This is a genomic window from Vibrio sp. R78045 (assembly GCF_042466085.1).
Taxonomy (GTDB): domain Bacteria; phylum Pseudomonadota; class Gammaproteobacteria; order Enterobacterales; family Vibrionaceae; genus Vibrio; species Vibrio cyclitrophicus.
Genome location: NZ_JAXHBS010000008.1, coordinates 681,864 through 702,504, shown reverse-complemented (window position 1 = coordinate 702,504; position 20,641 = coordinate 681,864). Strand labels below are relative to the sequence as shown.

Below are 20,641 nucleotides of genomic sequence, written 5' to 3'. Positions count from 1 at the left end.
AAAACCTCATAATATCTTCTTATCCATGGATATTATGAGGTTTAAATCAGATTTCTTTAAATTGAACCTGTTACTTTTTCTATCAATTCTGCTTGGAAATTCATGCGGCTCATAAGCTGCTCAACCATCTGTCTTTTGCGGCTAGTATTATTATTAGTAATAACCCAAAAAGGACTGTGTGGAATCGCTTTAGGCTTGGTTGTATTCCCGTTTGCTAACAACGTCTCTTCGTTATCTGCAAAGTAAACACGCTTACGGCCTTTTACTTGAGTTGCTTCTGAAAAGCTTAAAGGGTCGATTTTATGCAGTGTTGATAACACAAGCATGAAACGATCAATGGCTTTCTTTAGTGATGCAAACTCATCTGATATTAGTAGTGAGCGCATTTCTTTAACGCCATCGAACTTCTCTGGAGTAAAGCCTACCTCTTTGCTAACAACGATACCTTTTGGTTCAACGATCTCATCGATCGGAACCATGCCTTGGCTATCAACCTGTAACAAGCGGCGCAGAATATCTGAAGCGCTTTCGCCAATACGTTCTGTCTGACCCGCAATAAAACGGTATAGGTCCTCATCAACCTCAATTGTTTTCATTCGCTTTTCACAATCTCAATGTTTAAACTCTGGGGGATTATAGCGAGATCCGCGCGGATACTCTACGTCAAACCCACCATGAATAAGATAAAAATGTCAGTACAGCTCAACTATAAAATTGAAGGTGAGGGTCACACCATTGTTTTGATCCATGGATTATTCGGTAATCTGGACAACCTTGGCCTGCTCGCTAGGGATCTAAAAACCGATCATCAGGTACTTAGCATCGATCTACGCAATCACGGTCAATCCTTCCATAGCGACACCCATAATTATCAAGCAATGGCCCAAGATGTTGCCCAATTGCTGCGTGATCTTGAGTTAAAAGACGTCACTGTAATTGGTCACTCTATGGGTGGCAAAGTAGCGATGGCACTGACACAGCATCTTACACTGCATAAGTTGATTGTCTTAGATATGGCACCGGTCGCATACACCCAAAGTCGCCACGACAACGTATTCGCCGGTCTGCAAGCGGTTATCGAAGAAAAGCCGACCTCACGATTGGATGCGCTAAAGATCCTCTCAAAACATATCGAGATCGACGGGGTTCGTCAGTTCTTAACAAAATCTTTGTTCAAAACAGAACAAGGCATTATGGAATGGCGTTTTAACGTGGCATCACTATTGAATAACTACCCCCAGATTATTGGTTGGGAACCCGTAGATAAAACCTCGGTCAAAACATTGCTAATAAAAGGCGGTGATTCTGATTACCTCACTGCCGATCATCAAGCCGCGGTTCAACAACAATTTTCTAACGCTAAGGCTCATGTCATTGCGAATACTGGGCACTGGCTGCATGCAGAAAAACCAGCTGAAGTACTCAGAGTAATCAGAAAATTCATCGCTTAACTGCTCTTTTTCATGCAGATAAATGAGAACTGTGCAATCACTGCAGATTAACTTTATCTCACAACAGTGATATAGTGCGCCCAAGCAAAATTGGTATATAAGGTTCCCATGCTTTACGACTACATGAACATCATTGAATCTATTGGTTTAGATCTCCTGTTTGCCGCGATTTTCTTTTTAATCGGTATGGCAATTAAGGACGTTCTAAAGCAGGGAAATGTTCCTGCATTTGGTCGTCGTATTGTATGGTTAGTACTTTTCCTTGGCTGCGCAGGTTTTATCGCTAAAGGGATAATCCAACTAAGCTGGGAAGGAACTGGGATCTAACGATTTCCTCCGAACTTTGTTACACCGACAACAGACAAAATTAAAGGTAATGATTCTATGGCAAGTGTAGGTCTCTTCTTTGGTAGCGATACAGGTAACACTGAAGCTGTTGCTAAGATGATTCAAAAGCAATTGAGCAAGCAGCTCGTTCACGTTCAAGACATTGCAAAAAGCAGCAAAGAAGATATCGATAACTTCGATCTACTGCTGCTTGGTATCCCTACGTGGTACTACGGCGAAGCACAATGTGATTGGGATGACTTTTTCCCAGAGCTAGAAGCTATTGATTTCTCAACGAAGCTTGTTGCTATCTTTGGTTGTGGCGACCAAGAAGATTACGCAGAATACTTCTGTGATGCTATGGGTACTATCCGTGACATCGTTGAAGCAAAAGGCGGTACTATCTTAGGTCACACATCAACTGAAGGCTACGAATTCGAAGCATCGAAAGGTTTAGTTGAAGGCGATGATAGCCAATTCGTTGGTCTATGTATCGATGAAGATCGTCAACCTGAACTGACTGACGAACGTGTTTCTAATTGGGTTAAACAAATCCATGAAGAAATGTGCTTAGCAGAGCTAGAAGACTAGTGCCCGTTCACTAATCGTGACTAATTAGTCACGATTATACAGATATGAAAAAACCTCCATTTAGGAGGTTTTTTACTATTTATATCGCCGGATTAGCATTCAGCTTCTAATCCGTCGTCATCCTCTCTAAACTGCGGTTTCTTTCTGACATACAGAGTGCGCTGAATTTCTGAAACCACATTCCCCTTCTTATCCTTCACATAGATAACAAATTCAGGGAAACATTTTTCTCCAAGCTGTGTCTGACGATAAATTTCATCAAGCTGCCCCTGACTGATTTCAAAATCGGCGTACAAGTCAGACTGACCAGGCTTAATGAAGTTAATGCTCGCTTCCTTATCCCAAACATAATACCGCTCACCTAAAATTCCCATTAACATCAAAGAGTAAACAGGGTCAGTTAAAGAAAATATGCTGCCGCCATATTGAGTGCGATTGGCGTTTTTGTTCCACCAGCGTAGCTTTAATATCGTCTTAACGACTCTAAAGTCAGGGCTTATATGAGCAATACGAATACCCGCTCCCCAGAAAGGTGGCCAAATATTGAGTGCGAATTTTACAATGTTCGGTTTGTAGATTTTTGCGAGTTGCTTATTCATAACAACATTCCATGTTCATATCAGAAACACCGTCACCTTGACTGGTCGAACCTCCACTATAAGTGAGATGCCTCTATTTTACAAAACAGATTGTGATGTCAGTGAGTAACCCTTTGAAGTTCGTGGTTTATTGTTATGCCTGACTAAACTATAATGGTATTAATATTGAATTCTGTTAATTGCGGCAGATCATCAACAGGAAAGTATATGTCAGACAATAATCAAGCGCTAAAAGATGCTGGTCTTAAAGTGACCCTTCCACGGCTCAAAATTTTAGAAGTATTACAACAGCCAGACTGCCAACATATTAGTGCTGAAGATTTATATAAAAAGCTGATCGACTTAGGTGAAGAGATTGGCCTTGCTACCGTTTATCGAGTGCTTAACCAGTTCGATGACGCAGGTATTGTAACGCGTCACCACTTTGAAGGCGGTAAGTCTGTATTTGAACTTTCAACACAACACCACCATGATCACCTAGTGTGTCTAGACTGTGGCGAAGTTATCGAATTCTCTGATGACCTTATCGAAGAAAGACAAAAAGAAATTGCAGAGCGTTACAACGTGAAGTTGACAAACCACAGTTTGTACTTATACGGAAAGAGCATTACCGGAGATTGCAAAGGCAATCCAGACGCGCATAAAGCGAAGAAGTAACATAGAACGCTGGCTTGGGCCGGCGTTTTTTATATGGTCACTACATAAGACGATTAATCGCAACTTATTCTATAATTGACGACTTTATTCAGATACAAAAAAACCGGCTCTAAGCCGGTTTTTTATTAGGGTGCTTATCGAAAGCGAATCACTTTAGCGATTAAGCTTCAGTTTTTCCCCAAGTATCGCGTAGACCAACCGTACGGTTGAATACTAGTGCAGCTGCTTTAGAATCTTTCGAATCTACACAGAAGTAACCTGTTCGTTCAAACTGGTACGCTTGCTCTGCTACACCTTCAGCTAGGCTAGGTTCAACAAAACCGTTAAGTGTAACAAGTGATTCAGGGTTGAGCGTTGCAGCAAAGTCATCAGCAGCAGCTGGGTTTGCCACGGTGAATAGACGATCGTACAAACGAATCTCAGCAGGCAATGCTTTATCAGCCGATACCCAGTGGATAACGCCTTTCACTTTACGGCCATCTGCAGGGTTCTTACCCAAGGTTTCGTTATCGTAAGAACAGAAGATAGTCGTAATGTTGCCTTCTGCATCTTTTTCGATACGTTCAGCTTTAATCACGTAAGCACCACGTAAACGAACTTCTTTACCTAGAACCAAACGCTTATACTTTTTGTTTGCTTCTTCACGGAAGTCATCACGTTCAATCCAAATTTCACGCGTAAATGGTACTTCACGAGTGCCCATTTCTGGCTTGTTTGGATGGTTTGCAACGGTTAGCGTTTCTACTGCGTCTGCTTCGTAATTTTCGATAACGATCTTAACCGGATCCAGAACAGCCATTGCACGAGGTGCATTTTCGTTCAGATCATCACGGATACAAGATTCAAGTGAACCGAACTCAATCATGTTCTCTTGCTTAGTCACACCAATACGCTTACAGAATTCACGGATAGAGCTTGAAGTGAAACCACGACGACGTAGACCAGAGATAGTTGGCATACGAGGGTCGTCCCAACCTTCAACTAGGTTTTCAACCACAAGCTGGTTCAGCTTACGCTTCGACATTACCGTGTATTCAAGATTCAGACGGCTAAACTCGTACTGACGAGGTTGGCAATCAATCGTGATGTTGTCTAGCACCCAGTCATACAAACGACGGTTATCTTGGAATTCAAGCGTACAGATAGAGTGGGTAATGCCTTCTAGTGCATCAGAGATACAGTGTGTGAAGTCGTACATTGGGTAAATGCACCACTTGTCACCTGTCTGATGGTGGTGAGCAAAACGAACACGGTAGATAACAGGATCGCGCATCACCATAAATGAAGAGCTCATGTCGATCTTAGCACGTAGGCACGCTTTACCTTCTTCAAAGCCACCGTCACGCATTTTTTCAAACAACGCTAGGTTCTCTTCAGGGCTGCGGTCACGATATGGACTCGCTTTACCAGGCTCTTTTAACGTGCCACGGTATTCACGGATCTGCTCAGGACTTAGCTCGTCAACATACGCTAAGCCTTTATTAATTAATTCCACAGCATAAGCGTAAAGCGTATCGAAGTAGTTTGATGAATAACAAATATCACCAGACCATTCGAAGCCTAACCAGCTTACATCATTCTTAATAGACTCAACGTATTCAACGTCTTCTTTTTCAGGGTTTGTATCATCGAAACGAAGATTACATTGTCCCTGGTAGTCCTGAGCAATACCAAAGTTCAAGCAAATAGATTTAGCGTGACCAATGTGCAGGTAGCCATTTGGCTCCGGCGGGAAACGAGTATGCACGCTACTGTGTGTACCATCCGCTAAATCTTTATCAATAATTTGGCGAATGAAATTCGATGGACGAGCCTCAGCTTCACTCATCTATAGCACCTCTATGTATTTAGTATTGTCAGAGAAAGTTATCTTTCATATCCGAGACAAAGGCCGCTTTTATTGCCTGTCAAAGATAGAAAGATCATTGTTGCTAATCATCCACAATTCTGCGCCTTTGCACAATAAGAACCGTCCTTTAATTGTGATTATTTCTCCGATTCGATGAAGAATAGAACGAACATTGTTCACTGGCTCTAAACAACAGGCACAAAAAAGCCTCCCATGTGGGAGGCTTTCAATTTGACACTTACTTAAGAGTAACTTTACGTCTTAATTAAGTACTTCCCTTACTATGGAAGTTTTACATCAGATAGGTCTTCACCTGCACCGATAGCTTTCATTTCGCCAGCTACAATTTCAGCTAGTGGACCTAGGATAACCTGTAGGTTGTTTTCACCTAGTTTAACCACACCTTTAGCGCCGAGCTTCTTAAGAACAACTTCATCAGCGATAGAGCGGTCTTTTAGCGTTAGACGTAGACGAGTGATACAAGCATCGATTGAAGTCAGGTTTTCGTGACCACCTAGTGCTTTTAGGTATTGGCGTGCAACCTCACCTTTTGGTGCGTCGCCAGCAGGAGCCGCTACAGCTTCGTCATCATCTTCACGACCGGGCGATTTCAAGTTGAAAGCGCGGATTGCGAAAGAGAAAGTGAAGAAGTATAGAGCACCGAATGCTAAGCCAATCAATAGTAGAGTGAATGGTTTAGTTGCTAGACCCCAGTTCAATACGAAGTCGATAAGACCAGCAGAGAAACCGAAACCGTGCAAAGTACCAAACATGTTAGCAACAACTAGAGACAGACCAGTAAATACAGCGTGCATTGCGTATAGAGCAGGAGCTAGGAATACGAACATGAATTCTAGCGGCTCTGTGATACCTGTTAGGAATGAACAGAATGCAACAGAGAACAGTGCGCCACCAACTTGACTACGTTTTTCAGCAGGAGCAGCTAGGTACATTGCAAGTGCAGCACCTGGTAGACCAAACATCATTACAGGGAAGAAACCGTTCATGAATACGCCAGCACCTTTATCACCACCGAAGAAACGGTGTAGGTCGCCAGATTTAACTGTTTCAGTCACTTCTTTCACAACAGTTGTGATTTCTGGAGTAACAGAGTTAGCGAATGTGAACGTGTGCTCTTGACCAACAACTAGTGTTTTAGCCAGTGCAGGGTCAACACAAAGTTGAGTGATACCAGCGAATGCGCCTTGACCAGCAACGATGATTTCTTGACATGTGCCCATACCAAACCAGAAGTATGAGTTCAATACGTGGTGAAGACCAACAGGGATAAGTGCACGGTTAAGAGTACCGTAAACGAATTGACCAACAGCGCCAGACGTTGATACTGCGTGAGCTAGTGCGTCTAGACCAGATTGAACACCAGGCCAAACCACACCAGACACAGCACCTGCAACAAGTGCAAATAAGCCGGCCATGATTGGTACTAAACGTTTACCTGCGAAGAAAGCCAGCCACTCAGGAAGACGTGTTGCATGGAAGGCGTTGTAAGAGTGACCTGCGATGATACCTGCGAAGATACCGCCGAAGAACGACATGTTAACGTCGGCGTTAATTGTCGTTGCTGTAGCTGTTAGTACGAAGTAAGCAACTGCACCAGCAAGACCCGCTGCGCCGTTACCATCTTTAGAAAGACCAATCGCGATACCTAGACCAAAAAGCAATGGTAGGTTACCGAAGATAGCACCACCAGCTTGCGCCATAAATGGAATATCAAGTAGATCGCCTTGACCTAAACGTAGTAGAAGCGCCGCAATCGGAAGCGTTGCGATAGGTAGCATTAACGCTTTACCTAGCTTCTGTGCATATCCTAGAATATTCACCAGTTGTTTCCCCCTATAGGATTTTTTAGAATTCGTCTGAGAAACTTATTTTAGTCGCTCAATTTAGTCCTATTCAGTGTATTCAATTAATTTTGCTCCGCAAATTAAAACCTTACCATTTGTGATCCTAATCACCAGTTTTTACCAAATCCAGAGGTTTTTGCTAGCGAGATCATAAAACTTATTTTATCATTCAAAAAAATGAACATTTATAGATAAAATCCAAATATAAAGATTGGGTTAATGCCCGGTCATTTTAGGTAGAAAATGCCAATAAACAACCGAAAAACATTAGCTTAAAACTATAAAATTAACTAATTGTTCATTTGTTTTTCAAACACTTAAATACTTTTCTCATTTTAAAAACGTTTGCTCGTAAAAGATAAATCGTTACGTAAATGATGCTCGCAAACTAAGTCCACATTTAGGTAACGAACAAATTTAAAAGATCTCACGAAATAAGGATTAGCTGACTATGTACGCGCTAAGTAACTGTAAAATTTACACTGGTAGTGATGTTCTAACCGATCATGCTGTTGTAATTGAAAACGAACTGATCAAAAAAGTCTGTCCTATCTCTGAATTACCAGAAGGAATCGAGGTCCGTGACCTAGATGGTACAAATCTAAGCCCGGGTTTTATTGATCTACAACTGAATGGCTGTGGCGGTGTAATGCTGAATGATGAGATCACTGCTGACACAATGCAGATCATGCATAAAGCAAACCTTAAATCGGGCTGTACTAGCTTTTTACCTACGCTAATCACCTCTTCGGACGAAGATATGCGCGCGGTTATTACGGCAGCTCGTGAATACCACAACCAATACCAAAACCAGTCTTTAGGTTTGCACCTTGAAGGCCCATATCTAAACGTTGCGAAAAAAGGCATCCACAGTGTCGATCACATTCGTAAATCTGACAATGAAATGATTGAGCTTATCTGTGAAAACAGTGACCTTGTGGCCAAAGTAACACTGGCTCCTGAGCTCAACGACCCAGAACATATTGAGCGTCTACACAAAGCTGGCGTAGTGGTTTCTATCGGCCACACCAATGCCACTTACGCTGAAGCGCGTCAAGGCTTTGAATCAGGCATCACTTTCGCGACTCACCTGTTCAACGCTATGACACCTATGGTTGGTCGTGAACCTGGCGTTGTTGGCGCGATTTACGACACGCCTGAAGTTTACGCTGGCATCATCGCTGACGGTTTCCACGTTGATTACGCAAACATCCGAATTGCACATAAAATAAAAGGAGAAAAGTTGGTATTAGTGACGGATGCCACAGCTCCTGCAGGTGCTGACATGGAATACTTTATTTTTGTCGGTAAGAAAGTATATTACCGTGATGGTAAGTGTGTTGATGAAAACGGCACACTGGGCGGCTCAGCTCTGACTATGATTGAAGCAGTTCAGAATACAGTTGAGCACGCTGGTATCGCTTTAGACGAAGCTCTTCGCATGGCTACGCTATACCCAGCTCAGGCTATCGGTGTAGAAAGCAAGCTAGGTCGAATCAAAAAAGGCATGGTTGCAAACCTTGCCGTATTTGACCGAGACTTTAACGTTAAAGCGACTGTTGTTAACGGACAATACGAGCACAATTAAGTATGAATGGCGGACAAATAGGTAACGTAGACTTAGTTAAACAACTAAACAGTGCGGCGGTATACCGACTTATAGACCAACAAGGGCCTATCAGTCGTATACAAGTGGCTGATGTAAGCCAACTCGCACCGGCAAGTGTTACAAAAATTACCCGCCAACTTTTAGAACGCGGCCTAATTAAAGAGGTTGCGCAGCAAGCGTCTACTGGCGGTAGACGCGCTATTTCCCTAACCACAGAAGTAGAACCCTTTCATTCTGTTGCTGTGCGTTTGGGGCGAGACTACATTCAAATAAGCCTGCATGACCTTGGCGGTCGTGAATTGGCTTTCCAACAACAAGACCTGAATTATTCAGACCAATCAGACCTTACCCAAGGCTTGGTCAATAGCTTGAAGGCTTTCATTGCTGAACATCAACCAAAGATCGATCAGTTGATTGCCATTGGTGTCACTCTTCCTGGCTTGGTTAACCCAACAACAGGTGTTGTTGAGTACATGCCAAACACAGACATCGATAACCTAGCATTAAGCGACATTATTCGTGACACATTCCATGTTGCTTGTTTTGTGGGTAATGACGTTAGAGGAATGGCACTTGCTGAGCACTACTTCGGTGCGAGTAAAGATAGCCAAGACTCTATTTTAGTTAGTGTTCACCGCGGTACAGGTGCCGGCATTATTGTAAATGGTCAAGTGTTCCTAGGCCATAACCGCAACGTGGGTGAAATTGGTCATATCCAAATTGATCCGCTCGGCGAGCAATGCCAATGTGGTAACTTCGGCTGTCTTGAAACAGTAGCGGCAAACCCAGCCATTGTTGAGCGAGTACAGAAGCTGATTAAGCAAGGCTATGAGTCTTCTTTGACCGAGCTTGAACATATTACGATTCAAGATGTTTGTGACCACGCGATTAATGGTGATGAACTAGCGAAGCAAAGCTTAGTTCGAGTAGGAAATCAGTTAGGTAAGGCTATCGCAATGACGATTAACTTATTTAACCCTCAGAAAGTTATCATTGCTGGTGATATAACTAAGGCACAAGAGATTGTTTTCCCTGCGATTAAGCGCAATGTTGAGAATCAGTCGTTAACGGCTTTCCATAGCGGCCTGCCTATTGTAGCATCTCAGATCGATAAACATCCTACGATGGGAGCTTTTGCCATGATCAAGCGCGCCATGCTCAACGGTGTGTTACTTCAAAAGCTACTCGAAGACTAAAGAAAAACAATTCTGATTGTCCGCGGGCCGTGTTTGTATAAACACGGCCCGTTTTTTTAAGCTAGGGAACTACAACAACAAGTTATGGAACTTATATTAATATCCACTGCGTTTATTGCAGGATTTATTGCTTTAAAGTGTCACCTTCCTCCATTAGTTGGTTTTTTGGTCGCAGGTTTTGGGCTTTACGCTCTAGGCTTTGAAACCAATGACACCATCATTACCTTGGCTGACCTTGGTGTCACCCTGCTCCTATTTACAATTGGCTTAAAGCTAGACATCAAAACCCTACTCTCTAAAGAGATCTGGGCCGGTGCTACCATCCATAACCTTTTATCCACTCTGTTTTTTGCTGTAGCCCTGTTTGGTTTTAAATTCTTAGGTATTTCGTCTCTAGCAGCAATGTCGATAGAACAAATCGTTCTACTCGGTTTCGCTCTCTCATTCTCTAGTACCGTATTCGCGGTGAAGTCTCTGCAAGAAAAAGGGGAAATGAACGCGACCTATGGCACGCTAGCGATTGGTATTCTCGTCATGCAGGATATCTTTGCAGTGGTCTTTTTGACCGCATCGACAGGTAAGATTCCAGAGTGGTACGCCATCGCACTCTTCGCTTTACCATTTTTACGTCCGCTGTTCTACAAAATCCTTGATTGGGTTGGGCACGGTGAAATGTTGGTGCTGTTCGGCATCTTTTTCGCATTAGTTGTTGGTGCTGGCTTGTTCCAGTTTGTAGGTGTAAAACCAGACTTGGGCGCTCTTATCTTAGGTATGTTGCTAGCAGGTCACCCAAAAGCTTCAGAGCTGTCGAAATCGCTGTTTAACCTCAAAGAGCTTTTCCTCGTTTGCTTCTTCTTGAATATTGGGTTATCCGAGCAACCTACTATCCAAGGCTTCATGCTCGCTATCTTATTCTTGCTGTTGCTGCCAGTGAAAGGCGTGCTTTACTTCTTGGTACTCAACCGCTTCAAATTCCGTGTTCGAACATCCCTACTCGCCTCTCTATCACTGTTTAACTACAGTGAATTTGGTCTTATCGTTGGCGGTTTAGCCTTTAAGATGGGTTGGATGTCTGGTGACATCTTGGTGGCTGTGGCGATTGCAGTTTCGCTATCGTTTTTGATCGCTGCGCCTCTAAACAAAGCGGGCCACAAACTTTATCAACAATCAGGCCGCTGGTTAAAAGAGCATGCAGCTGAAAAACTTAACCAACGTGATAAACGAATTGACCCGGGCCGTGCACAGGTATTGATTCTAGGTATGGGACGTATTGGTACTGGCGCCTACGATGAATTACGTTCGCGCTATGGCAAGGTTAGCTTAGGTGTCGAAGTTCGTGAAGAAGCGGCACACAACCATAGAAACCTAGGAAGAAACGTTATTTCTGGCGATGCAACTGACCCAGATTTCTGGGAGCGTATCTTAGATACAGCAAACGTGAAGTTAGTGATCTTGGCGATGCCTCATCACCAAGGAAATCAAACCGCCTTAGAGCAATTGAAGTCACGCCACTTTAAAGGTCAAATTGCGGCGATTGCTGAGTATCCCGATCAGCTCGAAACACTGAAAGAGAATGGCGTCGATGCGGCATTTAATATTTACAGCGAAGCGGGTAGTGGTTTTGCTCGACACGTCTGCGAACAACTAAACCCAAATATCGATAAAACCTAACCTTAAATGCCCTCTGCCAAACCTCTCAAATTTGCTGTTTTTTTGCACTTTTGGGAGGTTTCTGTACAAAAAACCGACCACAATTAGATAGCAAACACCAAAAACACTAAATAATTAGATATTTTCTAACAGAACACCCTTTATATTATTTTTTTGCTCACATCTGGTTGCTTTTTTTAGCCAGAATGGCAAATTGAATGCAGTTAATTTAGAAATTATTTAAAAGGAAGTTCTATGTGTTCAGTATTTGGCATTCTCGACATTAAAAGTGATGCCGCAGCACTTCGCCCTATTGCTTTAGAAATGTCAAAGAAGCTTCGTCACCGTGGTCCAGACTGGTCTGGTATCTACGCTGGTGAAAAAGCAATCCTCGCTCACGAACGTTTGGCTATCGTTGGCCTGAACAGTGGCGCACAGCCACTATACAGCCAAGATAAAAAACACATTCTTGCAGTGAACGGCGAAATTTATAACCACAAAGAACTTCGTGCACGCTATGAAGATAAGTACCAGTTTCAGACAGATTCTGACTGTGAAGTAATCCTAGCGTTATACCAAGAAATGGGCGCAGACCTTTTAGAAGAGCTTAACGGTATTTTCGCATTCGTTTTATACGACGAAGAGAAAGACGAGTACCTAGTGGGCCGCGACCATATTGGTATTATCCCGCTTTATCAAGGTTACGATGAGCACGGCAACTACTACGTTGCTTCAGAGATGAAAGCATTGGTTGAAGTATGTAAAACAATCAGTGAATTCCCTCCAGGTAGCTTCTACTCTTCAAAAGATGCAGAACCTCAACGCTATTACATCCGCGATTGGAACGAGTACGCTGCGGTACAAGGCAACAGCACAAGCAAAGAAGAACTGACTGAAGCGCTAGAAGCAGCCGTTAAACGTCAACTAATGACTGATGTTCCTTACGGTGTACTTCTATCTGGAGGCCTTGATTCATCAATTACTTCAGCAGTCGCTAAACGCTTTGCAGCAATGCGTATCGAAGATGATGAGCAATCTGAAGCTTGGTGGCCACAACTGCACTCATTCGCTGTTGGCCTTGAAGGCGCACCAGATCTTATCGCTGCTCGTGAAGTTGCAGACAAGATCGGTACAGTGCACCACGAGATGACTTACACCATTCAGGAAGGCTTAGATGCCATCCGTGATGTTATTTACCACATCGAGACTTACGATGTAACGACGATTCGTGCATCAACGCCGATGTACTTACTTGCTCGTAAGATCAAAGCAATGGGCATCAAAATGGTACTGTCTGGCGAAGGTGCTGATGAGATCTTTGGTGGTTACCTATACTTCCATAAAGCACCAAACGCAAAAGAGTTCCATGAAGAGACAGTACGTAAGCTACTTGCTCTAAGCATGTTCGACTGTGCTCGTGCAAACAAATCACTGGCGGCATGGGGCGTTGAAGGTCGTGTACCATTCTTAGATAAAGAGTTCATTGATGTAGCAATGCGTCTGAACCCTGAAGATAAAATGTGTGGTAACGGTAAGATGGAGAAACACATCCTACGTGAGTGTTTTGAAGACTACCTACCAGACTCAATCGCTTGGCGTCAAAAAGAACAGTTCTCTGACGGCGTTGGCTACGATTGGATCGATACGTTGAAAGCAACGGCTGAAGCAAAAGTAACGGATCAACAAATGGAAGCCGCTAAATTCCGTTTCCCTTACAACACGCCAACAACCAAAGAAGGTTACGCTTACCGTGAGATCTTCGAAGAGTTATTCCCTCTAGAATCAGCAGCAGAATGTGTCCCTGGCGGTCCTTCGGTTGCCTGTTCATCTGCGAAAGCCATTGAATGGGATGAGTCATTCAAAAACTGTGTAGACCCATCTGGTCGTGCGGTACAAGCCGTTCACAACGACTCTTACTAAGAGGTTTCGTTTGAATAAATGCTAAACACTAAAAAGGCGCATAATGCGCCTTTTTTATTAAGCCTTGTTTTTATTCTTGCGCTTATGCTTGGGCTTGAAGTGCCTCGTTCTCAATACTGACAGGTACCACTTGACTGATCATCTTAACTAACATGATAGAACGCGCCTCACCATCTTTTTGATGATAGATAGCCTCAATACCAGCAAACTGACCACTCTTAATTTTCACGACTTGCCCTGATTCAAACTCAATACAACAGTCTTCAGTATCGTCACTAAAACATTTCTCGAACTCTTTAAGCTCAAACACTAAATCACCTTGTACTTCATGTGGCCTAGATCCGAATTTAATAAAGTCGACAACACCACGAGTAGAGCGAACCGTCGTAAAACTTGGGCCTTGCTCATAATCAAAGCGAACAAAGATGTAAGATGGAAATAACGGTTCTTTGACCTGCTTTTCTTTCCCTCGAACAACCTTTTCAACTTCTATTTGGGGATAAAAACACTCCACCCCTTGATTTTCTAAGTGCAACTGCGCGCGTTTTTGATCACCACGCTTACAGTAAAGTAAATACCAACGTTTCATTTTACTAGCCATTTTATATTTTTAGATATTTTACCACATGCCTAAAACGGTTGAATCGCCATTAATAAAATGAATCGAGCAAGCAAGAAATAATGCGTAGCAGACCAATTTATCAACAAAAAGTTATAGGTAGCAAAAGTGGTTAAGCATTGTACAGGGATCGTTTTCAGATAAAAAGGTGCATTATTGTAAGCGTGTGTACGCCACTCCTATTATGCATAGCATACTCTTTAAAACCCGAAGTAATACACCAAACTAATACATAACAATTAAACCATTCAGGGATGCGCTTGAATTGTTTATTACGCCACCAAACCAAATTTGAAAAATTAGTTTGCAGCACGCGTTAACTGGGTGACATTACAAAGAAAACCTCACATTATCATTTACTTATAAAAAATAAGTTGTCGTAACCATAAAATACACCTATTGCAGATGGTTATTCTACTCTGTATACATAAGTAACTATAAAATCTTTTAATACCTAAAATTAATAAAACTTATGCCAAGCAATCACAAAATTTTTGGCCACCCTAGAGGCCTATTTCTACTTTTTAGCACAGAGCTATGGGAACGTTTTTCCTACTATGCGATGCGTGCAATTCTGGTTTTATTCTTAACTGACACTACCCTCAACGGTGGACTTGGTTGGTCAACAAAAGACGCACTCGATCTCTATGGTATTTACACCGGTTTAGTCTATATCACACCATTAATTGGTGGCTGGATTGCCGATAATTACCTAGGTCAACGTAAATCGATCTTGATTGGTGGCCTATTAATGGCACTTGGTCAATTTACACTTGCTCTGCCCAATGGTTTCATTGGCTTAGACCAAGTAAACGCTCTTTACCTTGGTTTAGCGCTGCTTATCAGTGGTAACGGCATGTTTAAACCAAACATCTCGACCATGGTTGGCGATCTGTACCAAGAAGGCGATAACCGACGTGACGGTGCTTTCACCATTTTCTACATGGGCATTAACTTAGGCGCACTACTTGGTGGCTTAATTTCAGGCGCTGCAGTCGACTCTTTCGGCTGGAAGGCAGGTTTCCTTGCCGCTGGTATTGGTATGGTCATTAGCCTGATTATGCAAATGACGATGGCTCAATCTTGGTTAGGTAACATCGGTTCGGTGCCAGCAGCTGCACGAGCAAAAGCACTGAACAAGTCGAAAGAGAAAACGCCACTCACAAAAGAAGAGTTCGACAGATTAAAAGTTATTCTGGTTATGGGTCTGTTCGTGATCGTTTTCTGGGCAGGCTTTGAACAAGCCGGTGGCCTAATGAATATTTATACTCAGCAATATACTGACCGTATGATAGGCGATTTTGAAGTACCAGCTGCTTGGTTCCAGTCTCTGAACCCGTTCTTCATCATCACACTTGCGCCATTAATAGCCGCATTCTGGGTCAAACTTGGTAAGCGCGAACCAAACTCTCCTGTGAAATTTGCGATGGCTCTGTTTTTCTTAGCTCTAGGCTTCGTGTGCATGATGGGTGCAGTAATGGAACAAGGTGGCGACCTAACAGTCAAAACATCCATGCTTTGGCTAGTCGGTGCTTTCTTCTTCCATACTCTTGGTGAGCTTTGTCTATCTCCTATTGGCCTGTCGTTGGTCACTAAGTTAGCTCCACTTCGCCTAGCATCGTTAATGATGGGGGCATGGTTTGGCTTTAACGCCATTGCAAACTACGTAGCAGGCCTGGTAGGTTCACACGTAGGTGAGCTTGGTGCTATGTCTATTTTCAGTGGTATTGCGATTACTGCAACGGTGAGTGGCATATTACTGTTGCTGTGTGCTGGTAAACTCGTGTCATGGATGCATGGCGTAGAAACTAACACCTTGCTAGAAGCTGAACCAAAAACAACAGAAGCTTCAGCTGTTTAATAGCTAAGCGTCTATTACTAGACGAAACATCAAAATAAAAAAGGACTGCTCTATGAGCAGTCCTTTTTTATTTCTATTATGTGAAGTGCTGTTGCCAATAAACAGTCGTTAGCGATGAATCGCCACTAGCTCTGCCATCATATCAATATGAGAGTCCCTGTCGTTGAGACACATAATATAGCTAAAGTCTGAACCACCAGCTTCAATGAAGGTCTCTTTGCACTGGTCCGAAATCTCTTCCAACGTTTCCAGACAGTCAACTGAGAATGCAGGTGCCATGATATCGATCTTTTTGATGCCCTTGCTCGGCAGTGATTCCAGCGTCTCGTCAGTGTAAGGCTTCAACCACTCTTCTCGACCAAACCGAGACTGGTACGTCATGGTAATATCGTCCTCTGACAACTCTAACTCTGCAGCCAGTAATTTTGTCGTCGCTTCGCAATGCTGCGGGTAAATATCACCCTCATCTGCCAATCGCTTAGGGATACCATGGAAAGAACACACTAAATGATCGGCTCTGCCATTTTTATCCCAATGGCTACGAACGCTTTCAGCCAGTGCTTTTGCGTAACTTGGATGCGCGTAGTAGTCACGAATAAAGCGGTAGCTTGGAATCACAGACATCTGTTTAAAGGCTTTAGTTAAACCATCAGAAACAGCCGCTGTCGTTGTTCCAGAGTACTGAGGGTACAGAGGTAGTACGATGATGTCTTCGACGCCCTTCTCCATCAGCTGTTCGACACCCGTCTTAAGACTTGGGTTGCCATAGGTCATACCCAACGCAACAGGCATTTGCAATTTCTTCTGCAGTTTCTCAGCTTGTCTTTGTGAGTACACAAGCAGCGGTGATCCATCGTCCATCCACACAGACTGATACAATTTAGCCACTTTCGGAGCTCGAATCGGTAAGATTACACCATGCAGGATTGGACACCAGAGCCAACGAGTTAGGTTTACCACTCGCTTGTCATGTAAGAATTCACTCAAAAATCGACGAACGCCAGCCGGGGTTGCCGAATCTGGAGTCCCTAAGTTCACCAGTAAAACGCCCTGCTTTTTATTATTTTCCATAGATACCTGAGACTAATATGTGATTTTCTGGAAAGTAATATACTAATCGGAATAAGTTCAAGATCATTGTGTATACCAAATGTTTGAATAATCATTCTGAACATGAGGTACCTCAAGCTCCACACTGCTATCTATCATCAGGACTAATAATCTTGAATCATGTGCAATCAAACTTATCGAGATTGGTATCGTACTAAAATTTGGAACAAAAAAAGCGACCCGTAAGGTCGCTTCTAATATATCAAATTCTAAAACTGGCTGTTAGCCAATTATGCTAGTGCTTTCTCAAGTTCTGCACTAACTTCAGCGACTTGCTTAGTACCGTCAAATTTAAGGTACTTAGTGTTGCCTGCTTCCGCTTCTTTACCGTAGTAAGAAATAAGCGGAGCTGTTTGATCGTGGTACACACCTAGACGAGCACGAACTGTTTCTTCTTTGTCGTCATCACGTACAACTAGTTCTTCGCCAGTGATGTCATCTTTGCCTTCTTCTTTAGGTGGGTTGTACACATTGTGGTATGTACGACCAGAAGGAAGGTGAGCACGACGACCAGCCATACGTTCAACAATCACATCATCAGCTACGTCAAATTCAACAACGTAATCTACAGCGATGCCCATTTCTTTAAGGCCATCAGCTTGTGGGATTGTGCGTGGGAAACCGTCTAGTAGGAAACCTTTCTCGCAGTCATCTTGAGCAATACGCTCTTTGATAAGACCAAGGATAATTTCATCAGAAACTAGCTGACCAGCGTCGATTACTGATTTTGCTTGCTTACCAAGCTCAGTACCCGCTTTGATAGCAGCACGTAGCATGTCACCAGTTGAAATTTGAGGGATACCAAATTTGTTCATGATGAAGTTAGCTTGAGTGCCTTTACCCGCGCCAGGAGCACCTAGAAGAATGATGCGCATGTTTAATCCTCTTATAAAATTATGATTTATACCGAAGCTCACTATTCCACTTTCGTAGTTCATTTTTAGGATAAACAGAAAGCGTTAGATAACCATTGAGGTTAAGTAAAACTGCAAATAGAAGCCAAACGGTAAGTTTCGGTATAACGTTTAAAAATCATACAACTGGGAACGATAGGTTCCTAGTCCCAGCTGATTAGGTCGAGCATTCTATCACATTAATATTCAATTTGGCTGAATTTACGACTAAAGAATGCATCGACAACATTTGTGGTAACGATAACGGTGGCGTTGGCCACATTTACCGAATTTTCAACGACGTTCATAAAAAAAGCTCGCATTTGCGAGCTTTTTATTACAATTATTGGATTAGCCCAAAGTCGAAAGACTAGCGCTTTGTTAGTAGCTCGTTGATTGCACCCAAGAATTGTGACGGATCTTCCATTGAGCCTTTTTCAGCTAGCATAGCCTGGCCAAGGAGTAACTCAACCCAACGACCGAACGCTTGCTCGTCCGCTTCATCTGCCATTTGTTTAACCAGAGCATGCTCAGGGTTAATCTCAAAAATGTACTTAACTTCAGGTGCCGCTTGGCCAGCAGCTTCAAGAAGTTTAGCCATTTGCGTACCCATTTCGAAGTCGTCAGTGACAACGACTGCTGGCGTTGTTGCTAGCTTGAAAGTAGTACGAACTTCTTTAACACGATTGCCAAGGTAAGCTTGAGTGCGTTCGACAACAGATTTGAACTCTTCTTCTGTCTCTTTTTGCTTCTCTTTCTCTTCTTCACCTTCAAACTTGCTTAGATCTAAGCCAGCTTTAGTGATTGACTGGAACTGCTTACCGTCGAAGTCCGTTAGGTAGTTCATCACGTACTCGTCAATGCGATCGTACATTAGAACCACTTCAATGCCTTTGGCTTTAAACTGCTCTAAGTGAGGGCTGTTCTTAGCGGCTGCGTAGCTATCAGCAGTTAGATAGTAAATCTTGTCTTGGCCTTCTTTCATGCGCTCAACATAAGAAGCAAGGCTGATGGTTTGCTCTGCAGAGTCTACTTCCGTAGATGAGAAACGAAGTAGACCAGCGATCTTCTCTTTGTTAGCCATGTCTTCCGCTGGGCCTTCTTTCATCACTAGGCCAAACTCTTTCCAAAACTCTAGGTACTTATCGTTATCATTCTTTGCCATACGCTCAAGCATCGTTAGAACACGTTTAGTACATGCACCACGTAGAGATTGAGTTACCTTGTTGTCTTGGAGAATTTCACGAGACACGTTGAGAGGCAGATCATTTGAGTCAATTAAACCACGAACGAAACGCATGTAAGATGGCATGAATTGTTCAGCATCATCCATAATGAATACACGCTGCACGTAGAGTTTCAAGCCACTTTTATGGTCACGGTTCATCATATCCCAAGGAGCTTTCGCTGGGATGTAAAGCAAGCTTGTGTAGTCGTTCTTACCTTCAACTTTGTTGTGGCTCCATGTTAATGGATCAGCAAAGTCGTGAGATACATGTTTGTAGAACTCTTGGTATTCTTCTTTCTCGATATCAGATTTGTTGCGGGTCCAAAGTGCTTGCGCTTTATTGATCTGTTCCCAATGCTCCTCCTCGGTATCTTTACCTTCGTCATCTTTAACGGCTGTTAAGATAGAAACCGGGATACCGATGTGGTCAGAGTATTTACCGATCACTTCACGCAAACGCCATTCATTTAAGAACTCTTTGCCGTCTTCACGCATATGAAGAATGATGTCGGTACCGCGAGACTCTTTAGTGATGTCTTCAATGGTGTAATCACCTTCACCTGCAGAGTGCCATTGAACGGCTTCATTGCTCGCTAGGCCCGCTGCACGAGTGCGAACAGTTACTGCGTCTGCCACGATAAATGCAGAATAAAAACCAACACCAAATTGACCGATCAGCTGAGAGTCTTTGCTCTGATCTTCAGACAACTTTGAGAAAAAGTCTGCAGTGCCTGACTTCGCGATCGTACCTAAATGCTCAATAACGTTGTCGCGGCTCATGCCGATACCGTTGTCAGAAATCGTTAAAGTATTTGCTTCCGCATTAAACGACAGTTTAACACCTAGATCCGCGTCACCTTGGTAGAGGTCACCATTCGATAGCGCTTGAAAACGAAGCTTGTCAGCCGCGTCAGATGCGTTAGAAATCAACTCTCGTAGGAAAATTTCTTTGTTTGAATACAGTGAGTGAATCATCAGATGAAGTAGCTGTTTTACTTCAGATTGAAAGCCACGAGTCTCTTTATTTTGCGTTGCCGTTTCGCTCATTTTTACTCCAAAACATCTATACTTTATGTTGAACAAATACAGGGGCGTTATATTGAATACCTCTCATATGTTCATTAACATGAGGATGACAATTGTAAATTCAAGGTCAAAAATCATAAAAACACTGTTTTTTTGATCTGTTTTTATTATCCTTGAGCCTGATAAATAT

17 protein-coding genes are annotated in these 20,641 nt (G+C 43.0%); 9 read left to right on the top strand and 8 right to left on the bottom strand.

Annotated elements, in window-relative coordinates:
• Positions 1-56 precede the first annotated feature (56 nt).
• Positions 57-596: a replication initiation negative regulator SeqA gene (gene seqA, locus SJY39_RS05725; protein ID WP_010436756.1), complete on the bottom strand. Its 540-nt coding sequence runs from the start codon at positions 594-596 to the stop codon at positions 57-59.
• A gap of 93 nt (positions 597-689) precedes the next feature.
• Here seqA and SJY39_RS05720 point away from each other — a divergent pair, with 93 nt between their 5' ends.
• The 3 genes from SJY39_RS05720 (at position 690) to fldA (ending at position 2,369) form a co-directional block, all read left to right on the top strand.
• Positions 690-1,451 (top strand): alpha/beta fold hydrolase, encoded by a 762-nt coding sequence (locus SJY39_RS05720; RefSeq protein ID WP_372264215.1) that lies wholly within the window; start codon positions 690-692, stop codon positions 1,449-1,451.
• A 108-nt stretch (positions 1,452-1,559) separates the two neighbouring features.
• On the top strand, positions 1,560-1,778 hold the full coding sequence (locus SJY39_RS05715; protein WP_010436749.1) for a DUF2788 domain-containing protein: 219 nt from the start codon (positions 1,560-1,562) through the stop codon (positions 1,776-1,778).
• Between the two features lie 57 nt (positions 1,779-1,835).
• Positions 1,836-2,369 (top strand): flavodoxin FldA, encoded by a 534-nt coding sequence (gene fldA / locus SJY39_RS05710; RefSeq protein WP_010436745.1) that lies wholly within the window; start codon positions 1,836-1,838, stop codon positions 2,367-2,369.
• Between the two features lie 92 nt (positions 2,370-2,461).
• On the opposite strand, the gene SJY39_RS05705 is transcribed toward fldA, so the two are convergent.
• Positions 2,462-2,968 (bottom strand): DUF4442 domain-containing protein, encoded by a 507-nt coding sequence (locus SJY39_RS05705; RefSeq protein ID WP_010436742.1) that lies wholly within the window; start codon positions 2,966-2,968, stop codon positions 2,462-2,464.
• Between the two features lie 207 nt (positions 2,969-3,175).
• Between SJY39_RS05705 and fcrX the strand changes: the two genes are divergently transcribed.
• Positions 3,176-3,625, top strand: a complete 450-nt coding sequence (gene fcrX / locus SJY39_RS05700) for a ferric iron uptake transcriptional regulator FcrX (RefSeq protein WP_010436739.1) — start codon at positions 3,176-3,178, stop codon at positions 3,623-3,625.
• 160 nt (positions 3,626-3,785) lie between these two features.
• Here the strand turns inward: fcrX and glnS are convergent, their stop codons facing one another.
• Positions 3,786-5,453, bottom strand: coding sequence for a glutamine--tRNA ligase (gene glnS, locus SJY39_RS05695; protein ID WP_016767481.1), 1,668 nt, complete (start codon positions 5,451-5,453; stop codon positions 3,786-3,788).
• Between the two features lie 302 nt (positions 5,454-5,755).
• Entirely contained in the window at positions 5,756-7,315 is a 1,560-nt protein-coding gene (gene nagE, locus SJY39_RS05690; protein WP_010436734.1) for an N-acetylglucosamine-specific PTS transporter subunit IIBC, read from the bottom strand.
• 475 nt (positions 7,316-7,790) lie between these two features.
• Between nagE and nagA the strand changes: the two genes are divergently transcribed.
• The 4 genes from nagA to asnB all read left to right on the top strand — a co-directional run bounded on the left by nagA (position 7,791) and on the right by asnB (position 13,714).
• The gene (gene nagA / locus SJY39_RS05685) at positions 7,791-8,927 is read left to right on the top strand and encodes an N-acetylglucosamine-6-phosphate deacetylase (protein WP_016767479.1); all 1,137 of its coding nucleotides are present in this window, start codon (positions 7,791-7,793) and stop codon (positions 8,925-8,927) included.
• A gap of 2 nt (positions 8,928-8,929) precedes the next feature.
• A complete protein-coding gene (locus SJY39_RS05680) occupies positions 8,930-10,144 on the top strand; it encodes an ROK family protein (RefSeq protein ID WP_010436729.1) in 1,215 nt (404 codons plus the stop codon).
• Positions 10,145-10,228: 84 nt separating this feature from the next.
• On the top strand, positions 10,229-11,815 hold the full coding sequence (locus SJY39_RS05675) for a cation:proton antiporter family protein (protein WP_016767478.1): 1,587 nt from the start codon (positions 10,229-10,231) through the stop codon (positions 11,813-11,815).
• A gap of 234 nt (positions 11,816-12,049) precedes the next feature.
• Entirely contained in the window at positions 12,050-13,714 is a 1,665-nt protein-coding gene (gene asnB / locus SJY39_RS05670; RefSeq protein ID WP_016767477.1) for an asparagine synthase B, read from the top strand.
• Positions 13,715-13,796: 82 nt separating this feature from the next.
• Here asnB and rfaH read toward each other — a convergent pair whose 3' ends face one another.
• Positions 13,797-14,303: a transcription/translation regulatory transformer protein RfaH gene (gene rfaH / locus SJY39_RS05665; protein ID WP_016787729.1), complete on the bottom strand. Its 507-nt coding sequence runs from the start codon at positions 14,301-14,303 to the stop codon at positions 13,797-13,799.
• Positions 14,304-14,805: 502 nt separating this feature from the next.
• Here rfaH and SJY39_RS05660 point away from each other — a divergent pair.
• Complete coding sequence (locus SJY39_RS05660) at positions 14,806-16,194, top strand: peptide MFS transporter (RefSeq protein ID WP_016787730.1); 1,389 nt, start codon at positions 14,806-14,808, stop codon at positions 16,192-16,194.
• 108 nt (positions 16,195-16,302) lie between these two features.
• On the opposite strand, the gene hemH is transcribed toward SJY39_RS05660, so the two are convergent.
• From hemH to htpG, 3 genes are all read right to left on the bottom strand, one after another.
• Positions 16,303-17,265 (bottom strand): ferrochelatase, encoded by a 963-nt coding sequence (gene hemH / locus SJY39_RS05655; protein ID WP_010436714.1) that lies wholly within the window; start codon positions 17,263-17,265, stop codon positions 16,303-16,305.
• Positions 17,266-17,534: 269 nt separating this feature from the next.
• Entirely contained in the window at positions 17,535-18,179 is a 645-nt protein-coding gene (gene adk, locus SJY39_RS05650; protein WP_009847341.1) for an adenylate kinase, read from the bottom strand.
• Between the two features lie 388 nt (positions 18,180-18,567).
• Complete coding sequence (gene htpG / locus SJY39_RS05645; RefSeq protein ID WP_010436709.1) at positions 18,568-20,472, bottom strand: molecular chaperone HtpG; 1,905 nt, start codon at positions 20,470-20,472, stop codon at positions 18,568-18,570.
• Positions 20,473-20,641: the final 169 nt, after the last annotated feature.